Genomic DNA, 15841 nt, shown 5'->3' on the forward strand with positions numbered 1-15841 from the left:
GGGATGTCCTGCTTAGGGCTGGATCGAGGGAATCAGGCGGCGGCCGGGGCTGTGGCGGCGAGCTCGAGGCGCTTGCCGAGAATCACCAGATCGCGCTCCACACCGTCCAGCACGGCCACGCGCGGCAACGAGCCCCACGTGTCGAAACCGAAGCCGCGGAACAGGCGCAAGCTCGCTTCATTGTGACCGAAGATAAAACCGAGCACGGTGTCGATACCGAGCCCCGGCGCCGCCGCCAGCGAAGCCGCCAGCAACTGCTTGCCGAGACCCCGGCCGCGCGCGCTTTCGTCGAGATAGATGCTGACCTCGGCGGTGCGCAGATAGGCCGGCCGGCCGTAGAAGTCCGAAAAGCTCAGCCACGCGATCACGCGGCCGGGCTGCTGCGGGTCTTCCACCACCCACAACGGTCGCTTGTGCGGGCCATGCGCGTGAAACCAGGCCAGCCGGCTTTCGACGCTGACCGGTTCGAGATCGGCGGTGACCTGGCGCGACGGCACCGTCGAGTTGTAGATGGCGACGATCGCGGGCAGATCGTCGAGCGTGGCATCGCGGTAGGAAAGGCTCATGGTGCGTTGAACGTGAGGTGAGAGGCCGATACAGACGAAAAGCGCGGGACGACAGGCGCAGGACCCAAGGTCAGCCTGCGTGGACCGCGTGGCGCGGCACGGCGCGCCGGTTGCCGACGGCGTGCCGCGCCGACAGCGGCGGCTTACGCGAACAACTCGCGGTAGCCGAGAAACAGTTCCTCGAATACCAGCCGCGCATTCAGCGGATGGCTCTCGACGGCGCGCTGGCGCGTCACGGCGCGCATGAAGCGCGCGAACGCGCCGGCGTCGGCTTGCGACGCACAGCGTGTCAGCGCCGCCGACGCTTGCGGAAAGTAACGTGGCGTGCCCGCCGTGCGCTGCGCCAGCAAATCGTACATCCAGCGTTGCAGCCAGCCCAGCACCAGCGGCACGGGCAGCTTCTGCAGCGCCTCGCCGCAGGCGAAGGCGTCACAGGCCGGGCCGGCGGCCAGTTGTTTGAGCGTCCAGTCGCGCAGCGCGCGGTTTTCGTCGCTGGCGAGCGCCAGTGCCGTGAGCGGCGCGCCGCCGGCTTCCGCGAGCAGCGCAGGCGCTTCGGCCACACCTTGCGCGGCGAGCCACTTCGTCGCCACGTCCGGCGCGGGCATGGTCATCGGCCACTGGCGGCAGCGGCTGATGATGGTGGGCAAGAGGCGATCGATACGCGCCGACACCATCAGGAACACGACGCCCGCAGGCGGCTCTTCGAGCGTCTTCAGCAGCGCGTTGGCCGCGGCGATATTCAGCCCTTCCGCCGGATACAGCACGACCACGCGGGCGCCGCCGCGGTGCGAACCCACGCCGACGAAGTCGAGCAAGCCGCGAATCTGCTCGATCTTGATTTCCTTGCTCGGCGTGCGGGTCTTCTTGCCTTCGTCGGCATCGGCCTTGTCGGCTTTTTCGTCCGCCCCGTTGTTCAGGCCCGCTTCGGCGGCCAGCGCCTCGGGCACGACGATCCGGTAGTCCGGATGATTGCCTTGCGCAAACCAGTTGCAGGCCACGCACGCCCCGCACGGCTCGCCGTTGGCTTGCTGAGCCTCGCACAGCAGGCCTTGCGCGAGATGCCGCGCGAAGCGCAACTTGCCGATGCCCGCCTGTCCATGCAGCAACAGGGCGTGCGGCCAGTGGCCGCGCAGTTGCTGCAGGCGGTTCCAGTCGTCGGCTTGCCACGGATAAATCATCGTTTCTCTTTTAAATCAAACGCTTACGCAGATTATCTAAAGTACGGAATGAACTCTGCGAGCCGTTATAAACTAGAATTATATTCTTTTAAAATCAAAGAACTGCGATCAATTCTTCAAGTCGTCTCTGGATTTGCGCGATGCTCTGCGCGGAGTCGATGATAGCGAAACGGTACGGTGCTTCTTCGGCACGGCGCAGATATTCGGCGCGGGTGCGGGCGAAAAACGCCGCCGATTCGCTCTCGAAGCGATCCGGATCGCGCGCCGCGCTGCGCCGCTCGTTGGCGATCTCGGGCGCGAGGTCGAACAGCACCGTCAGGTCCGGCTGGAAACCGCCCTGCACCCAGCGCTCCAGCGTTTCCAGCTTGTCGCGCGGCAGTCCGCGGCCGCCGCCCTGATAGGCGAAGGTCGCGTCGGTGAAACGGTCCGACAGCACCCAGTCGCCGCGCGCGAGCGCCGGTTCGATCACTTCGGCCAGATGCTGGCGGCGCAGCGCGAACATCAGCAGCGCCTCGGTTTCGAGATCCATTTTCTGGTGCAGCACGATTTCGCGGATCTGCTCGCCAAGCGGCGTGCCGCCCGGTTCGCGCGTCATGACGACCGAGCGCCCGGTGCCTGCGACTTTCTGCTCGAGGCGCTCCCGAAACCAGCCGAGGTGGGTGGTCTTGCCCGCCCCGTCAATGCCCTCAAACGTAATGAATTTGCCCCGCGCCATCATTGCCCTCGAATGTATTTGTCCACGGCCTTGTTGTGATCGCCGAGGGTGTCGGAAAAGATACTGCTGCCGTCGCCGCGCGAGACGAAATACAGCGCGGTGCTGGGCGCAGGGTTCAGCGCCGCCTGCAGCGACGCCACACCGGGCAGCGAGATGGGCGTTGGCGGCAGCCCCATCCGGGTGTAGGTATTGTAGGGAGTGTCGGTTTGCAGGTCTTTCTTTCTGATCCGGCCGCCGTAGCTGTCGCCCATGCCGTAGATCACGGTCGGATCGGTTTGCAGCGGCATGCCCACGCGCAGCCGGTTGGCGAACACGGCCGCCACCATCGGCCGGTCCGATGGCTTGCCGGTTTCCTTTTCGATGATCGACGCCATGGTCAGCGCGTCGTACGGCGTCTTGTACGGCAGGTTCGACGCGCGCGCGGTCCACGCCTCGTCAAGGCGCAGGCGCATCAGCCGGTAGGCGCGGCGGTACACGTCGAGATCGCTGGTGTTCTTGTCGAACAGGTACGTGTCCGGGAAAAACAGTCCCTCGCCGTTGCCGATCGAGGCCTCGGGCGCATTGATCGCGTTCATCAGGTCAGTGTCGCTCATGCCGGCCGTATCGTGCTTGAGCGCCGGATTGGCATCCAGCTCGGCGCGCATGCGCTTGAAGGTCCAGCCTTCGATGATCGTCGCCACATATTCATTGACGTCGCCGCGAGCGATTTTCTGCAACACCTCGTACGGCGTCACGCCCGTCTTGAACTCGTAGTTACCCGATTTCAACTCGCTTTGCAGTCCCAGCAGCCGCGTCATCACGACAAACAGCTCCGGCTCGACCGGCACGCCGCCCCGATTGAGCTGCAGCGTGACGCTGCGCAAGCTGCTATGCGGCTTGACCGTCACATCGAGTTGCGCAGGGGTCAGATCGAGCGGGCTGGTGGCCCAGTGGTATCCGCCAGCAAGTGCGGCTGCGGCCAGCACAACGACGAGTGAGCCGGCAATGAAACATTTCTTGAACAGGGACATGCGAAACGTGGCAGGGTTGGACTGCATATAATACTTGTTTGCCTTAGCCAAAGTCAGAATTGACTGTTCCCGGAATCCATGAACATACCGCTCGCTACCGCTTCAGGCACTCCTCCAGTCACAGCTCCTACGGCGGTTGCCGCCGCGCCGGCCGGTCTTCCGGCGCTGCCGCGCCCCGGCGCCGATGAATTCGACGCCGCCGTTCAGCATGGCGCGTATATGCCGCTCACGCAGTTCGGCGTGATCGACGCCACCGGCGACGACGCTGCAAGTTTCCTGCACGGCCAGTTGACCAACGACACCCAGCACCTCGACGCCGCCAACGCGCGTCTGGCCGGCTACTGCTCGGCCAAGGGGCGTTTGCTGGCGTCGTTCCTGACGTGGCGCGGCGGCGAGACCATCCACCTGCTGGTCTCGAAAGACGTGCAGGCCGCGGTGCAGAAGCGGCTCTCCATGTTCGTGCTGCGCGCCAAGGCCAAACTCACGGACGCAAGCGGCGAACTGGCGGTGATCGGACTTGCCGGCGACGTGCGCAAGGCCCTCTCGGGCGTGTTCGACGCGCTGCCCGACGGCGTGCACGTGAAGGTGGACGGCCCGGCAGGCTCGCTGATTCGCGTGCCGGACGCGCTCGGGCGCCTGCGTTATCTGTGGGTCGGCCCGAAAGCGCAGATCGAGTCGCACCTGCCCTTGCTGGACGAAAAGCTCACACGCGTCTCGCCGGCCGTGTGGGACTGGCTCGACATTCGCGCGGGCGAACCGCGCATCACGCAGCCGGTGGTCGAGCAGTTCGTCCCGCAAATGGTCAACTTCGACGTGCTCGGCGCGGTGAATTTCCGCAAAGGCTGCTACCCCGGCCAGGAAGTGGTGGCGCGCAGCCAGTATCGCGGCACGATCAAGCGGCGCACTTCGCTCGCCAACGTGGCCGGCGAACTCGACACGGTGCGCGCCGGCGCGGAACTGTTCCATTCCGACGATCCGGGCCAGCCGTGCGGCATGGTGGTGAACGCGGCATCGGCGCCGGACGGCGGCGTCGATGTGCTGGTCGAGATCAAGCTCGCGGCGCTGGAAAACGGCACAGTGCATCTGGGTGCGGCTGACGGCCCGGCGCTGCGGTTCCTCGCGCTGCCTTACGGGCTGCCGAGCGAGGTCTGAATGTCTCGCAGGGCACCAAGCGGCGCTCTTTGGCGCCGCTTTTTGCTAGCCCTTCCAACCGCAACGCCTCCACCAGGAGACGCCCCCCGATGTGCCTGATCGTCTTCGACTGGCGACCCGACGCGGTCGACGGCCCGCTCTTCACGCTCGCCGCGAATCGCGATGAATTCTTTCGCCGCACGGCCGAACCAATCGCCTGGTGGCAAGACGCGCCAGCGGTGCTGGCCGGGCGCGATCTGCTGGGCGGAGGCACGTGGCTCGGCTTGTCGCGCGACGGCCGCTTCGCCGCGCTCACCAACTACCGCGCACCGCACGAGATGCGCGCCGACGCGCCGACCCGCGGCACACTCGTCAGCGACTGGCTGAGCGGTGCCGCGCGCGATTCGAACGGCAGCCCGCACGGCACGCCGCTCGCCTACCTGCAGCATGTCGCGCGAACCGGTGACATCTACAACGGTTTCAATCTGCTGGTGGGCGACTGGACGCGCCGTGAACTCGCCTGGTACTGCAACCGCTCCGAGCGTGCACCGTCGCTGCTCGAACCCGGCACACACGGCATCTCGAACGCGGTGCTCGATACCGCGTGGCCGAAGCTCGTGAAAAAGCGCGCCGAACTGGGCGCGCTGCTCGCGCGCAACGCGATGCCGCCGCTCGAACGCCTGATCGATCTGATGCGCGATCCGCGTCTCGCGCGCGACGACGAACTACCGTCCACCGGCATTCCGCTCGAGCGCGAACGGGCGCTGTCGGCGGCCTTCATCGAAACGCCGGAGTACGGCACGCGCGGGACGACCGCGTTGCGCGTGAGCGCACACCGCGCAGTGCTCAGCGTGGCCGTTGCCGAGCGCAGCGACGACAACGGCTCGCATCGGATCGCGCGGCCTGGCGACTTCGAGCGCAGCTTCGCCTTCAATATCGAACGCGAGATGGCGTGACGGTGGTGCGGCGGCGCGTGGGCGGTTGACCGCCGGCGCGAGGCGAACCGCGCTCCGTACGCGCCGAATACCGGAACGCCAAACGCCAAACGCCGAAACACCAAAACGCGCCAAAACGCCGTGCTCAGTCGAACCCGAACGCCGCGCGCAACGCCGCGGCGGCATCCGCATGAGCCTGCCCGACCTCCGGCACGAAGCCGCCCATCTTGAAGAATTCGTGAATCATGCCGGGATAGCGTTTGAGCGTGACCCGGTTGCCCAGCGCGTGCAGTTTCTCCGCGTAGGCGTCGCCCTCGTCGCTCAAGGGATCGTATTCGGCGGTGGCGATCCATGCGGGCGCAACGCCGCTGAATTCGGGCGCGCCATGCGCGCCGTCGAGCGGCGCGAAACGCCAGTCGTCGCGGTCACGCTTGTCGCGCACGTAGTGGTCGAAGAACCACTGAATCGTGTCGCCCGACAGTAGAAAGCCATTGGCGAAGCGCGAGTGCGAATCGGTTTGCTGATGGCCGGTCGTGCCCGGGTAGATCAGCAACTGCAGCGCGAGTTCGATGCCGGCGTCGCGCGCGAGCACCGCGCAGACCGTGGCCAGCGTGCCGCCCGCGCTATCGCCGCCCACCGCGAGCCGCCCGGCGTCCACGCCGTATTGCGCGGCGTGCGCGTGCAGCCAGCTCAAGGCGTCGAAAGCGTCTTCGACGGCAGTGGGAAACCTGTATTCGGGTGCGAGCCGGTAATCCACCGACAACACCGTGCACTGGCCGTCGCGCGCGAACATCCGGCACAGCGCATCGTGCGTATCGACGCTGCCCACGGTGAAGCCACCGCCGTGGAAGTACACGAACGCCGGCGCGGGCTCGGCCCAGCTCGGTTCGAGCGGGTGGTAAAGGCGCGCGCGGATCGTCGCGCCGTCGCGGGTCGGGATCCGCAGATCTTCGAGCGCGAACATCGGCGCGCTCGCGATCTCCAGAATCGGCGCGCTTTTTTCGTACGAGGCCCGCGCGTCTTGCGCGGTCATTTCATGAAGCTTCGGGCGCCGGGCCCGTTCGATCATATCGAGCACCTGCTCGATCTTCGGATTCAGCGGCATGGTGCGTCTGATGGCGCGTGAGCGCCGAAGGTTTAAAAGACCGGCGCGGTACGAAAAACCCAGCGCCGGCGGTACGCCGAACACCCCGACTAGCCGGCGTTCTTTACTTCCGGCCTCAGCGACATCGGATCAGTGGGATTGCGCAACTGCTCGATGTCCTCGTGACGCAGCTTCACCGTCGCCATGATGCCCGGATGGGTGACGATGTAGAAACGCCGCGCCGCGATCGCCTCGAAAGTGATGTCCGCGACATCGTCGGCACTCAGCTTGCCCGACTGCACCGCGCGCTGCAGCTGCTTGCCCGCGGCGATCTGCGAGCGCGTCGGTCCGCCGGCGTTGCGCAGGTCCGCGGGCCGCGCGCGCTCCGCATCGGCGATGCCGGTCGGCACGAAGGCCGGGCACAGCAGCGAACAGCCGACCTGCCCGCCCGCCGCTCCCGCCTGGGCGGCCTGGGCCAGTTGAAGATCGTGATACAGCGTTTCGGTGAGCGACACCACCGCGTGCTTCGACGCGTTGTAGATGCCCATCGCGGGCGGCGACAGCAAGCCCGCGACGGACGCCGTATTGACGATATGCGCCGGCTCGTTCTGCGCCAGCATGATCGGTGTGAATACCCGCACGCCGTGCGCGACGCCCATCACGTTCACGCCGAACACCCACGACCAGTCGTTCGCCGAGCTTTCCCACAGGAAGCCGCCCGCGCCCACGCCCGCGTTGTTGAATAGCAGATGCACCTTGCCGTAGGCGTCGAGCGCCGCTTGCGCGAGCGCTTCGACCTGCGCCGCGCTGGCGACGTCGGTCGGCACGCCGATCGCTTCGGCGCCGCCAGCGCGCAATGCGTCGACGGTGTGCGCGAGCGCGCCGGGATTCACATCGGCCAGCACGAGCTTCATGCCGAGCGACGCGCCCTTCTGCGCGAACGCACGGCCGAAACCGCTGGCCGCACCGGTGATCACCGCTACCTTGCCTGCGAAATCGAACGTCATGTGACTCCTTTGGGTCGATCGGTTGTCTTGTGCCATTCGCTCAGCCGCGGCCGCGCTCAGATCAGCTTGACGAGCTGCTTGCCGAAGTTCTTGCCCTTGAGCAGGCCCATGAACGCCTCGGGCGCCGCATCGAGTCCTTGCGCGATGGTCTCGCGATAGTGCAGCTTCTTCTGCGCGACCAGCGTGCCGAGCTGTTTGAGCGCTTCGGGCCACACGTCCATATGCTCGCTGACAATGAAGCCTTGCACGAGCAGACGCTGCGTGAGCATCAGCGACGGATGCTTGAGCGGCAACGGCTGGCCGTCGTAGCCCGCGATAAACCCGCACAGCGCGATCCGGCCGAACGCGTTCATGCGCGCGAGCGTCGCGTCGAGCACTTCGCCGCCGACGTTTTCAAAGTAGCCGTCCACACCGTTCGGCGTCGCGGCCTTGAGGTCCTGATAGAGATTGCCGGCCTTGTAGTCGACGCAGGCGTCGAAGCCGAGCGTTTCGGTGACATAGCGGCACTTGTCCGCGCCGCCGGCAATGCCGACCGCGCGCGCGCCGGCCAGCTTCGCCAGTTGGCCGACCACGCTGCCCACCGCGCCGCTCGCCGCGCTGACCACCACCGTCTCGCCCGCTTTCGGCGCGATGATGCGGTTCAATCCGTACCATGCCGTGACGCCCGGCATGCCGACCGGGCCGAGATAGGCCGAGAGCGGCACATGCGTATCGTCGACTTTCTGCAGGCCCGTTCCGTCCGAGGTGCCGTATTCCTGCCAGCCGAACATCGCGACGACCTTGTCGCCGACCGCGAACTTCGGATTCTTCGACTCCACCACTTCGCCCACCGTGCCGCCGATCATCACTTCGTTCAGCGGCTGCGGCGCAGCATACGACTTGCTGTCGTTCATGCGGCCGCGCATGTACGGGTCCAGTGACAGGTAGTGATTGCGCACGCGCAACTCGCCCTCGGCGAGCGGCGCGAGCGGCGTTTCGACGAGGCGGAAATTATCGGGCGTCACGGCGCCTTGCGGGCGCGAAGCCAGCACGAGCTGACGGTTGATCTGGGTCATGGCGGTCGTCTCCATAGGTTGCCGACTGGATCGGCGGATGATTCGAACGGTGTGCACGAAAGCGGCCGCCGGCGCGCGCGTTGGGCGCGCGCGCGGGGGCCGCGCGGCGGCGCTCAGCCGTCGCTCGGACCGGGTTTGGCCGACGGGTCGCTGCGCAAGCGCTGTTGCCTCACTTCGCGGCCCACGGCAAGGCGCCGCATGTACTTGAACGTGCCGAGCGCCTTGGCGACGAAGTGGCCTTCGCTGTCGCGGATCTCGCCTTCGCAATACGCCATGGTGGTGGAGCGGTGCAGCACGCGGCCGGTGGCGCGCAATTCGCCGCGGCCCGGCTGCATGAAGTTGACCTTCATTTCGACCGTGACCACGCCGACGCCGTCGCCCGCGAGACTGCGCGCGGCCATGGCGAGCGCGATATCGGCGAGCGTCATCGTGACGCCGCCGTGCGCGACGTCCCACGTGTTCATATGATCCGGCTGCAACGGCAGCGCGACTTCACTCGCGCCGTCCGCGGCCGACAATAGCCGCGCGCCGAGCCGGTCGACGAACGGACTCTCGGGCAAGGTCGCGGTGCTCGCTCTGGAGGAAGGCGAATCGGTCATGGCTGTTTTCAGAATGGGTGATCGGTGAGTTCATGCGATTGATGCGGGACGCGAGGACGCCTCGGCCCAGGCAGACGCTAAGCCTATCAAACTTACACCTTCGATGGCGCTTTATCGGGAGGTCGGCCCGGCAGGTTCAGGCCCTGGCGAAACCGGCAATGGCGCGCTCGCGAGCATTGCGCTTCGCTGCGGGTGAGGCCTGTGGGATCGAAATGAAAGGTATCGCGGCAGCTGACCGAGCTTGCGAGCCGATTGGGCGCGCGAGCTGCGCCAATCGGGCACGGAAGAATTCGGCGATCAAAGTGGTGACGTCTGGAGGAGGACGTTCGGACAAGGCAGCAAGGCGGGCGCGCGAGCGCGTCGCGTCGCGTCGAACCGTTGCCTGTTTCTAGTGACTGAAGTCAGCCCCTAACCAGCCCGCGGCAGTGGTTTTCGCATGACTGACCGCGCCTTGTGCGTCGGGGAAAATGCCAAGCTCGTCCCAACGTTCTTCCGCCGCGAAAGGCCCCTTGATGCCAAGCGCTTTCTGAATGCTCAACTGCGCCGCGTATCTGCCGTCCTCGAGCGGCCGGGCCGTTGCCACCACCTTGTGCGGGAGACCTTGCCGTACGGGTTGGATCAGTTCCAGCGGACCGCCGGCCATGCCTACATCGATCAGCTCGTTGCGCGTGTTGCAGTCGGGGCAATAGAAGAAAAACGAGTTGTTATCCCGATTCGGTTTGACCTGCTTGCGGGCCAGCACAGCTCGACACTCGACGTTTTCACAAATGAATGGCATATCGGTCTCCGTGATGATGTTCGAATCGTGGTGCGGTGCAGCTCGGAAGGGCCCTTCGGCAGACGATCTGCCAGAAGCACGCCGGGATCAATCAGCAGATGACCGGATTGCTAATGGCGCGGAGATGCCGCCCGTTACGCAATATGCTTCTTCAAGTACTCACCCGTTCACGCCGCGCCGGCAGCGCGGCCGCTCACCCCGCTCACCCCGCTGATCCCGCCTGCGCCGCCAGCCGCGCCGCCAGCCGCCCCAGCCTGCGCACGGCTTCGTCGACCAGATCGAGATCCGTGCTCGGCGAACTGAGCCGGATGAAATGGTCGAAGCGCCCCGCGTTTGAAAACACCGTTCCCGGCATCACGCGAATGCCGTCGCTCAACGCCGCCTCGAAGAGCGCCGCCGACGACATCTCACGCGGCAATTCGATCCAGAAAAAGATCCCGCCGGCCGGCGGTGTGAAGCGTGTGCCAGCGGGAAACGAAGTCGCGATTGCCGCCGCCATCCGTTCGCGCTGAAGCCGCAGCCGCTCACGTAGACGCCGCAAATGCCGCTCATATGCGTTCGTCTCCAGAAACTCGGCGAGCACGACTTGCGACAGTTGTTCGTTATGCCGCGACTGGGCGAACTTCAGCATGCCGATGCGCGGATGTCAGCGCCCGCCGTTGATCCAGCCGACCCGCATGCCGGGCGCCAGCGTCTTGTTGAACGACGTGCAGTGAATCACGGTGCCGTCGGTGTCCCAGGCCTTCAGCGACCTGGGCGGCTGCGCCGCGTCGGCCAGCTCGCGATACGGATCGTCCTCGATCAGCGCAATGCCGGCCCGCGCGCACAGTTCGACCAGCCGTGCCTTGTGGGCGTCGGGCACCCCGCTGCCGAGCGCGCGGCGATAGTGGTCGGCCAACTGCCGGTACAAAGGCTGGCTATCAGGCAGCCGGTCCGCCGGCGCAGCCTGCCGGGTCGGGAGAGATGGTGTCATGCGCCGATGGTGCGCACGGTTCGCGCGCCGCAACAGATACACATCCGCACGATTGCCACCGATACAGCGCACCGAAACGCGTTGCTGTACCGGTTCAGATTGCCGATGGCTGCGGCTGTTGCGATGGGAGCGGACTCAATAAGCTGAGTGGCATGGAAAACGCTTTAGAGGAAACGGCCATGTCAGCTCGTCAATCCCGCCTGAGTCAGGCGCACGGCGCCGCTACCCGTCTCATGGCCGCGCAGGTGTCCGTGCACGACTTGCGCGCCCGCGCCTCGATCGTCGCCGTGCAAGGCGATCTGCAACTCCAGTTTCGCGATCACTCGCTTGCATGGCTGGGCGACGCCGTGCCGGTCACGGCGATCACGTTGCGCGAGGGCGAGTGCTTCGTCACGCCGCAACGCGGCGTCGTGTCGATCAGCGGCCTGCAGGCGGCCAGCGCTGCGTTCGTCGTGCAGCCTCGGCGCGCGCATCAAGACGGCCGCGGCTGGATCGGTCACACCGCGCGTCTTCTGGCCGGACTCGCCAAAACCCGCCTGCGGCGCGCGACCTGAAACGCGGCTTCACAAGCAACATCGCCCGGTACAATGCATGATCCAGGCCGCTTGTTTCGAGGTGCAGATCATGTCTTTCTTCCGCGCGCTGCGCTCCGGCCGTGCCATTCGTTTCGCCGCGGTCCTCGCCATCGTCACGCTGACGCTCAATGGGTGCGCCGGCCTGTTCGGCGCCGACCCGCTGCGTGTGAACGTGGCCGGAATCGAGCCGATCGAAGGCCAGGGCCTGGAGATGCGTTTTAACGTCAAGCTGCGCGTGCAGAATCCCAACGATTCCGCGGTCAGCTTCAACGGCGTGTCGCTCAATCTCGAACTCAATGGCAAGCCGTTCGCGAGCGGCGTGAGCGACCAGGTCGGTACCGTTCCACGCTTTGGCGAAACGGTCGTCAATGTGCCGTTGACCGTGCCGGCGCTCTCCGCGGTGCGCCAGGCTTTCGCTTTCGCGGGCGCCGCCCAGTCGGGGCAGATTCCGTACATTCTGCGCGGCAAGCTCGCGGGCGGGCTCACCGGCACGACCCGATTCATCGATCAGGGCACGTTGAGCCTGCCGATGTCCGGGATGGCGTTGCCCTGATACGGTTCATCAAGGCCGTTACCGTGCGCGCATAAAAAAATGGGTGCCGCGGGTTCGTCGCCATCGCGCCGAACCCGCGGCACCCGCCGTTCGTTTGGCGGTCGACGTGGCTCACGCCACTTCGAACAACCCCGCCGCGCCCTGCCCGCCGCCGATACACATCGTCACGACAACGAGCTTCGCGCCGCGCCGCTTGCCTTCGATCAGCGCATGCCCGGTCAGCCGCGCGCCCGAGACGCCGTACGGATGCCCGACCGCGATCGCGCCGCCGTTCACGTTCAGACGATCTTGCGCAATCCCGAGCTTGTCGGCGCAATACAGCACCTGCACCGCGAACGCTTCGTTCAATTCCCACAGGTCGATGTCTTCGACCTTCAGACCCGCCTGCTTGAGCAGCTTCGGCACCGCGAACACCGGGCCGATACCCATCTCGTCCGGCTCGCACCCGGCCACCGCAAAGCCGCGGAAAATACCGAGCGGCTGCAGGCCTTCGCGCTCCGCGACCTTCGCGTTCATCACCACGCACGCGGACGCGCCATCCGAGAACTGGCTCGCATTGCCCGCGGTGATCACGCCGCCCGGCATGGCCGTACGAATCTTCGACACGCCTTCGAGCGTCGTGTCGGCGCGAATCCCTTCGTCGCCGCTGACGGTCACTTCTTTCGTGAAGAGACGCCCGGTCGCTTTGTCGGCCACGCCCGCGAGCACCGTCAGCGGCACGATCTCGTCCTTGAACCTGCCGGCTTCGAGCGCCGCCGCAGCGCGCTGCTGCGAGCGCACGCCGTATTCGTCCTGGCGTTCCTTCGAGATCGCATAGCGTTTCGCGACGTTCTCCGCGGTCTGCAGCATCGACCAGTAGATTTCCGGCTTGTTCTGGCTGAGCCAGCCTTCGGTCATCATGTGGCGGTTCATCTCGTTCTGCACGCACGAGATCGACTCCACGCCGCCCGCCACATACACGTCGCCTTCACCGGCGATCACGCGTTGCGCGGCCAGCGCGATAGTCTGCAATCCCGATGAACAGAAGCGGTTCACCGTCATGCCCGGCACGCTCACCGGCAAACCGGCGCGCAGCGCGATCTGCCGCGCGATGTTCATGCCCGTCGCGCCTTCCGGATTGGCGCAGCCCATGATCACGTCCTCGACGCGCGCCGGGTCGAGCTTCGCGCGCTCGACGGCGGCCTGCGTCACATGGCCGCCGAGCGTCGCGCCGTGCGTCATGTTGAAACCGCCGCGCCATGATTTGGCGAGGCCTGTGCGGGCGGTCGATACGATTACGGCGTCAGTCATGCCTATCTCCTGTGTCGGCCAGAGTTCGCGCCGGCGCTGTCGGCTGGAGTGCGCGCTTTGGCGGCCAACCGGCGTTCGCGCTTCGAAGCGCGGCTGCGGTGCCATGCAAAGCTCGTTACTTCAGTCCTGCGCAGCGCGCTCTGGTCCCATCCGAGTGGGTTGGTATTTGCAGATGTCGATGGTGGCGCGCCGTTAAATCGCCGGACGGCGCCACGTCAGTCATTTCACTCGTGCCGCGGTTCAGCCGTTGAACCCGCGCCCCTGGGCCGCCAGCGTCGCGATGCCCGGCGCCAGTTGCCAGGCGTCGCCGTTCGGCTGCGCGGCGTAGCGGCGAATCGCGCGCTCGACGTTGTAGAGCCCGACCGTATCCGCGTACAGCATCGGGCCGCCGCGATAAAGCGGAAAGCCGTAGCCGGTCAGATAGACCATGTCGATATCCGACGCCTTCGACGCGATGCCCTCTTCGAGAATCTTCGCGCCTTCGTTCACGAGCGCGAACACGAGACGCTCGACGATTTCCTCGTCGCTGATCTTGCGGCGCTCCGCATGGGTTTCCCTGGAGAACGCGATGATCATGTCATCGACCCGTTTCGACGGATACGCGGTGCGGTCACCCGCCTTGTAGTCGTACCAGCCGCCCCCCGTCTTCTGGCCAAAGCGCCCGGTCTCGCAGAGACGGTCTGCGATCTTCGAGTAATGCATGTCGGGGTGTTCCTCATAGCGGCGCTTGCGGATCGCCCAGCCAATGTCGTTGCCGGCCAGATCGCTCATGCGGAACGGACCCATCGCGAAGCCGAACTTCTCGATCGCGCGATCCACCTGCGCGGGCAACGCGCCCTCTTCGAGCATGAAAAGCGCCTGGCGAATGTACTGCTCGATCATCCGGTTGCCGATAAAGCCGTCGCATACGCCCGAGACCACGGCAGTCTTGCGGATCTTTTTGGCGAGCTTCATGACCGTGGCCAGCACGTCTTTCGCCGTCTCCTTGCCGCGCACGACTTCGAGCAGCTTCATCACGTTGGCCGGGCTGAAGAAGTGCATGCCCACCACGTCCTGCGGACGCTTCGTGAAAGCGGCGATCCTGTCGACATCGAGCGTCGAGGTGTTCGAGGCGAGGATCGCGCCAGGCTTGGCCACTTCGTCAAGACGCTTGAACACCTGCTCCTTGACGCCGAGTTCTTCGAACACCGCTTCGACGATCAGGTCGGCGCGTTTGAGGTCGTCGTAGGAAAGCGTGGGGGTGATCAGGGCCATGCGCTGTTCGAGCGCTTCGGGCTTGAGCTTGCCCTTCTTGACGCTCGCTTCGTAATTCTTGCGGATCGTCGCGAGGCCGCGGTCGAGCGCGTCCTGCTTCGTCTCCAGCAGCGTAACCGGAATGCCGGCGTTGATGAAGTTCATCGCGATCCCGCCGCCCATCGTGCCCGCGCCGATCACGGCCGCCTGGTTGATCTCGCGCACCGGCGTGTCGGACGGCACATCGGGAATCTTGCTCGCCGCGCGCTCACCGAAGAACGCGTGACGCAGCGCGCGACTTTCCGGCGTCTGCACGAGCGCGACAAAGCAGTCGCGTTCGAAGGCGAGGCCCTTGTCGAAGCCGTTCTGCACGCCCGCCTCCACCGCGTCGATACATTTTTGCGGCGCGGGGAAATGCTTCGCGACGGCCGCCACGCTATTGCGCGCGAACTGAATGAAACCGGCGGCGTTCGGATGCTCGATCTTGCGGTCGCGCACCTTCGGAGGCGGGCCTTTCTGCGCGCCTACCTTGCGGGCAAATGCCAGCGCCACCTCGGCGAGGTCGCCTTGCGCGAGTTCGTCGAACAAACCCGAATCGGCGAGCTTCTCCGACATCACGGGCGCGCCGGACACGATCATGTTGAGCGCGGCTTCAAGACCGATGGCGCGCGGCAGACGCTGCGTGCCGCCCGCGCCCGGCAGAATGCCGAGCTTCACTTCCGGCAGCGCGATCTGCGCGCCGGGTGCGGCGACGCGGTAATGCGCGCCGAGCGCCAGCTCCAGACCGCCGCCCATGGCGACGCTGTGAATCGCCGCGACCACCGGCTTCGCGCTGCCTTCCACCGTCTTGATAACCGTGGCGAGCGTCGGCTCCTGAGTCGCTTTCGGCGTATTGAATTCGGTGATGTCGGCGCCGCCCGAAAAGGCTTTGCCCGCGCCCGTCAGCACGATCGCCTTGATGGCCGGATCGTTCTGCGCGCGCTCGATCCCTTCGATGATGCCCGCCCGCGTCGACAGGCCGAGGCCGTTGACGGGAGGATTGTTCAGCGTGACGACGGCCACGCCGTCATGAGTTGTGTAGTCCACTGCCATCTGCCTGCCTCCTTGCGATCCATGCCAACCGTGCCGGCCACGAGTGAGGGCGGCGCCTCACGCGCGG

15 protein-coding genes and 1 pseudogene are annotated in these 15841 nt (G+C 66.0%); 4 read left to right on the top strand and 12 right to left on the bottom strand.

What is annotated here, in order from left to right:
- Positions 1 to 32: 32 nt before the first annotated feature.
- From CJU94_RS15285 to mltG, 4 genes are all read right to left on the bottom strand, one after another.
- Entirely contained in the window at positions 33 to 566 is a 534-nt protein-coding gene (locus CJU94_RS15285) for a GNAT family N-acetyltransferase (protein WP_095419406.1), read from the bottom strand.
- A gap of 143 nt (positions 567 to 709) precedes the next feature.
- A complete protein-coding gene (locus CJU94_RS15290) occupies positions 710 to 1744 on the bottom strand; it encodes a DNA polymerase III subunit delta' (protein ID WP_095419407.1) in 1035 nt (344 codons plus the stop codon).
- Between the two features lie 94 nt (positions 1745 to 1838).
- The gene (gene tmk / locus CJU94_RS15295) at positions 1839 to 2459 is read right to left on the bottom strand and encodes a dTMP kinase (protein WP_095419408.1); all 621 of its coding nucleotides are present in this window, start codon (positions 2457 to 2459) and stop codon (positions 1839 to 1841) included.
- Positions 2459 to 3469: an endolytic transglycosylase MltG gene (gene mltG / locus CJU94_RS15300; protein WP_095420384.1), complete on the bottom strand. Its 1011-nt coding sequence runs from the start codon at positions 3467 to 3469 to the stop codon at positions 2459 to 2461. Before mltG ends, tmk begins: the two co-directional genes overlap by 1 nt.
- Positions 3470 to 3547: 78 nt before the next feature.
- On the opposite strand from mltG, the gene ygfZ reads away from it, so the two are divergent.
- Positions 3548 to 4621, top strand: a complete 1074-nt coding sequence (gene ygfZ / locus CJU94_RS15305) for a CAF17-like 4Fe-4S cluster assembly/insertion protein YgfZ (RefSeq protein WP_095419409.1) — start codon at positions 3548 to 3550, stop codon at positions 4619 to 4621.
- Between the two features lie 89 nt (positions 4622 to 4710).
- A complete protein-coding gene (locus tag CJU94_RS15310) occupies positions 4711 to 5556 on the top strand; it encodes an NRDE family protein (RefSeq protein WP_095419410.1) in 846 nt (281 codons plus the stop codon).
- Between the two features lie 124 nt (positions 5557 to 5680).
- On the opposite strand, the gene CJU94_RS15315 is transcribed toward CJU94_RS15310, so the two are convergent.
- The 6 genes and pseudogenes from CJU94_RS15315 to CJU94_RS15340 form a co-directional block, all read right to left on the bottom strand.
- On the bottom strand, positions 5681 to 6640 hold the full coding sequence (locus CJU94_RS15315; protein ID WP_095419411.1) for an alpha/beta hydrolase: 960 nt from the start codon (positions 6638 to 6640) through the stop codon (positions 5681 to 5683).
- 89 nt (positions 6641 to 6729) lie between these two features.
- A complete protein-coding gene (locus CJU94_RS15320) occupies positions 6730 to 7626 on the bottom strand; it encodes an SDR family oxidoreductase (RefSeq protein WP_095419412.1) in 897 nt (298 codons plus the stop codon).
- A 56-nt stretch (positions 7627 to 7682) separates the two neighbouring features.
- Positions 7683 to 8681, bottom strand: a complete 999-nt coding sequence (locus tag CJU94_RS15325) for an NADP-dependent oxidoreductase (RefSeq protein ID WP_095419413.1) — start codon at positions 8679 to 8681, stop codon at positions 7683 to 7685.
- Positions 8682 to 8794: 113 nt separating this feature from the next.
- Positions 8795 to 9280 (bottom strand): PaaI family thioesterase, encoded by a 486-nt coding sequence (locus tag CJU94_RS15330; RefSeq protein WP_095419414.1) that lies wholly within the window; start codon positions 9278 to 9280, stop codon positions 8795 to 8797.
- A gap of 388 nt (positions 9281 to 9668) precedes the next feature.
- The gene (locus tag CJU94_RS15335) at positions 9669 to 10058 is read right to left on the bottom strand and encodes a hypothetical protein (RefSeq protein ID WP_095419415.1); all 390 of its coding nucleotides are present in this window, start codon (positions 10056 to 10058) and stop codon (positions 9669 to 9671) included.
- Between the two features lie 202 nt (positions 10059 to 10260).
- Positions 10261 to 10932: pseudogene (locus CJU94_RS15340) on the bottom strand (aminotransferase class I/II-fold pyridoxal phosphate-dependent enzyme); the annotation flags it as partial.
- A 278-nt stretch (positions 10933 to 11210) separates the two neighbouring features.
- Between CJU94_RS15340 and CJU94_RS15345 the strand changes: the two are divergent.
- On the top strand, positions 11211 to 11585 hold the full coding sequence (locus CJU94_RS15345; protein WP_095419416.1) for a hypothetical protein: 375 nt from the start codon (positions 11211 to 11213) through the stop codon (positions 11583 to 11585).
- Positions 11586 to 11655: 70 nt separating this feature from the next.
- Positions 11656 to 12159, top strand: a complete 504-nt coding sequence (locus tag CJU94_RS15350) for an LEA/WHy family protein (protein ID WP_095420385.1) — start codon at positions 11656 to 11658, stop codon at positions 12157 to 12159.
- 111 nt (positions 12160 to 12270) lie between these two features.
- Here CJU94_RS15350 and CJU94_RS15355 read toward each other — a convergent pair whose 3' ends face one another.
- Together CJU94_RS15355 and CJU94_RS15360 are read right to left on the bottom strand one after the other, a co-directional pair.
- The gene (locus CJU94_RS15355; protein ID WP_095420386.1) at positions 12271 to 13449 is read right to left on the bottom strand and encodes an acetyl-CoA C-acyltransferase; all 1179 of its coding nucleotides are present in this window, start codon (positions 13447 to 13449) and stop codon (positions 12271 to 12273) included.
- 240 nt (positions 13450 to 13689) lie between these two features.
- A complete protein-coding gene (locus CJU94_RS15360) occupies positions 13690 to 15774 on the bottom strand; it encodes a 3-hydroxyacyl-CoA dehydrogenase NAD-binding domain-containing protein (RefSeq protein ID WP_095419417.1) in 2085 nt (694 codons plus the stop codon).
- Between the last annotated feature and the right edge of the window lie 67 nt (positions 15775 to 15841).

Origin of the sequence: Paraburkholderia aromaticivorans (genome assembly GCF_002278075.1) — a bacterium.
Classification (GTDB): Bacteria; Pseudomonadota; Gammaproteobacteria; order Burkholderiales; family Burkholderiaceae; genus Paraburkholderia; species Paraburkholderia aromaticivorans.

What these genes read in the sequence shown, in the direction of transcription:
- CJU94_RS15285 (WP_095419406.1), bottom strand. Translation starts at nt 566, where the DNA reads ATGAGCCTTTCCTACCGCGATGCCACGCTCGACGATCTGCCCGCGATC.
- CJU94_RS15290 (WP_095419407.1), bottom strand. Translation starts at nt 1,744, where the DNA reads ATGATTTATCCGTGGCAAGCCGACGACTGGAACCGCCTGCAGCAACTG.
- tmk (WP_095419408.1), bottom strand. Translation starts at nt 2,459, where the DNA reads ATGGCGCGGGGCAAATTCATTACGTTTGAGGGCATTGACGGGGCGGGC.
- mltG (WP_095420384.1), bottom strand. Translation starts at nt 3,469, where the DNA reads ATGTCCCTGTTCAAGAAATGTTTCATTGCCGGCTCACTCGTCGTTGTG.
- ygfZ (WP_095419409.1), top strand. Translation starts at nt 3,548, where the DNA reads ATGAACATACCGCTCGCTACCGCTTCAGGCACTCCTCCAGTCACAGCT.
- CJU94_RS15310 (WP_095419410.1), top strand. Translation starts at nt 4,711, where the DNA reads ATGTGCCTGATCGTCTTCGACTGGCGACCCGACGCGGTCGACGGCCCG.
- CJU94_RS15315 (WP_095419411.1), bottom strand. Translation starts at nt 6,640, where the DNA reads ATGCCGCTGAATCCGAAGATCGAGCAGGTGCTCGATATGATCGAACGG.
- CJU94_RS15320 (WP_095419412.1), bottom strand. Translation starts at nt 7,626, where the DNA reads ATGACGTTCGATTTCGCAGGCAAGGTAGCGGTGATCACCGGTGCGGCC.
- CJU94_RS15325 (WP_095419413.1), bottom strand. Translation starts at nt 8,681, where the DNA reads ATGACCCAGATCAACCGTCAGCTCGTGCTGGCTTCGCGCCCGCAAGGC.
- CJU94_RS15330 (WP_095419414.1), bottom strand. Translation starts at nt 9,280, where the DNA reads ATGACCGATTCGCCTTCCTCCAGAGCGAGCACCGCGACCTTGCCCGAG.
- CJU94_RS15335 (WP_095419415.1), bottom strand. Translation starts at nt 10,058, where the DNA reads ATGCCATTCATTTGTGAAAACGTCGAGTGTCGAGCTGTGCTGGCCCGC.
- CJU94_RS15345 (WP_095419416.1), top strand. Translation starts at nt 11,211, where the DNA reads ATGTCAGCTCGTCAATCCCGCCTGAGTCAGGCGCACGGCGCCGCTACC.
- CJU94_RS15350 (WP_095420385.1), top strand. Translation starts at nt 11,656, where the DNA reads ATGTCTTTCTTCCGCGCGCTGCGCTCCGGCCGTGCCATTCGTTTCGCC.
- CJU94_RS15355 (WP_095420386.1), bottom strand. Translation starts at nt 13,449, where the DNA reads ATGACTGACGCCGTAATCGTATCGACCGCCCGCACAGGCCTCGCCAAA.
- CJU94_RS15360 (WP_095419417.1), bottom strand. Translation starts at nt 15,774, where the DNA reads ATGGCAGTGGACTACACAACTCATGACGGCGTGGCCGTCGTCACGCTG.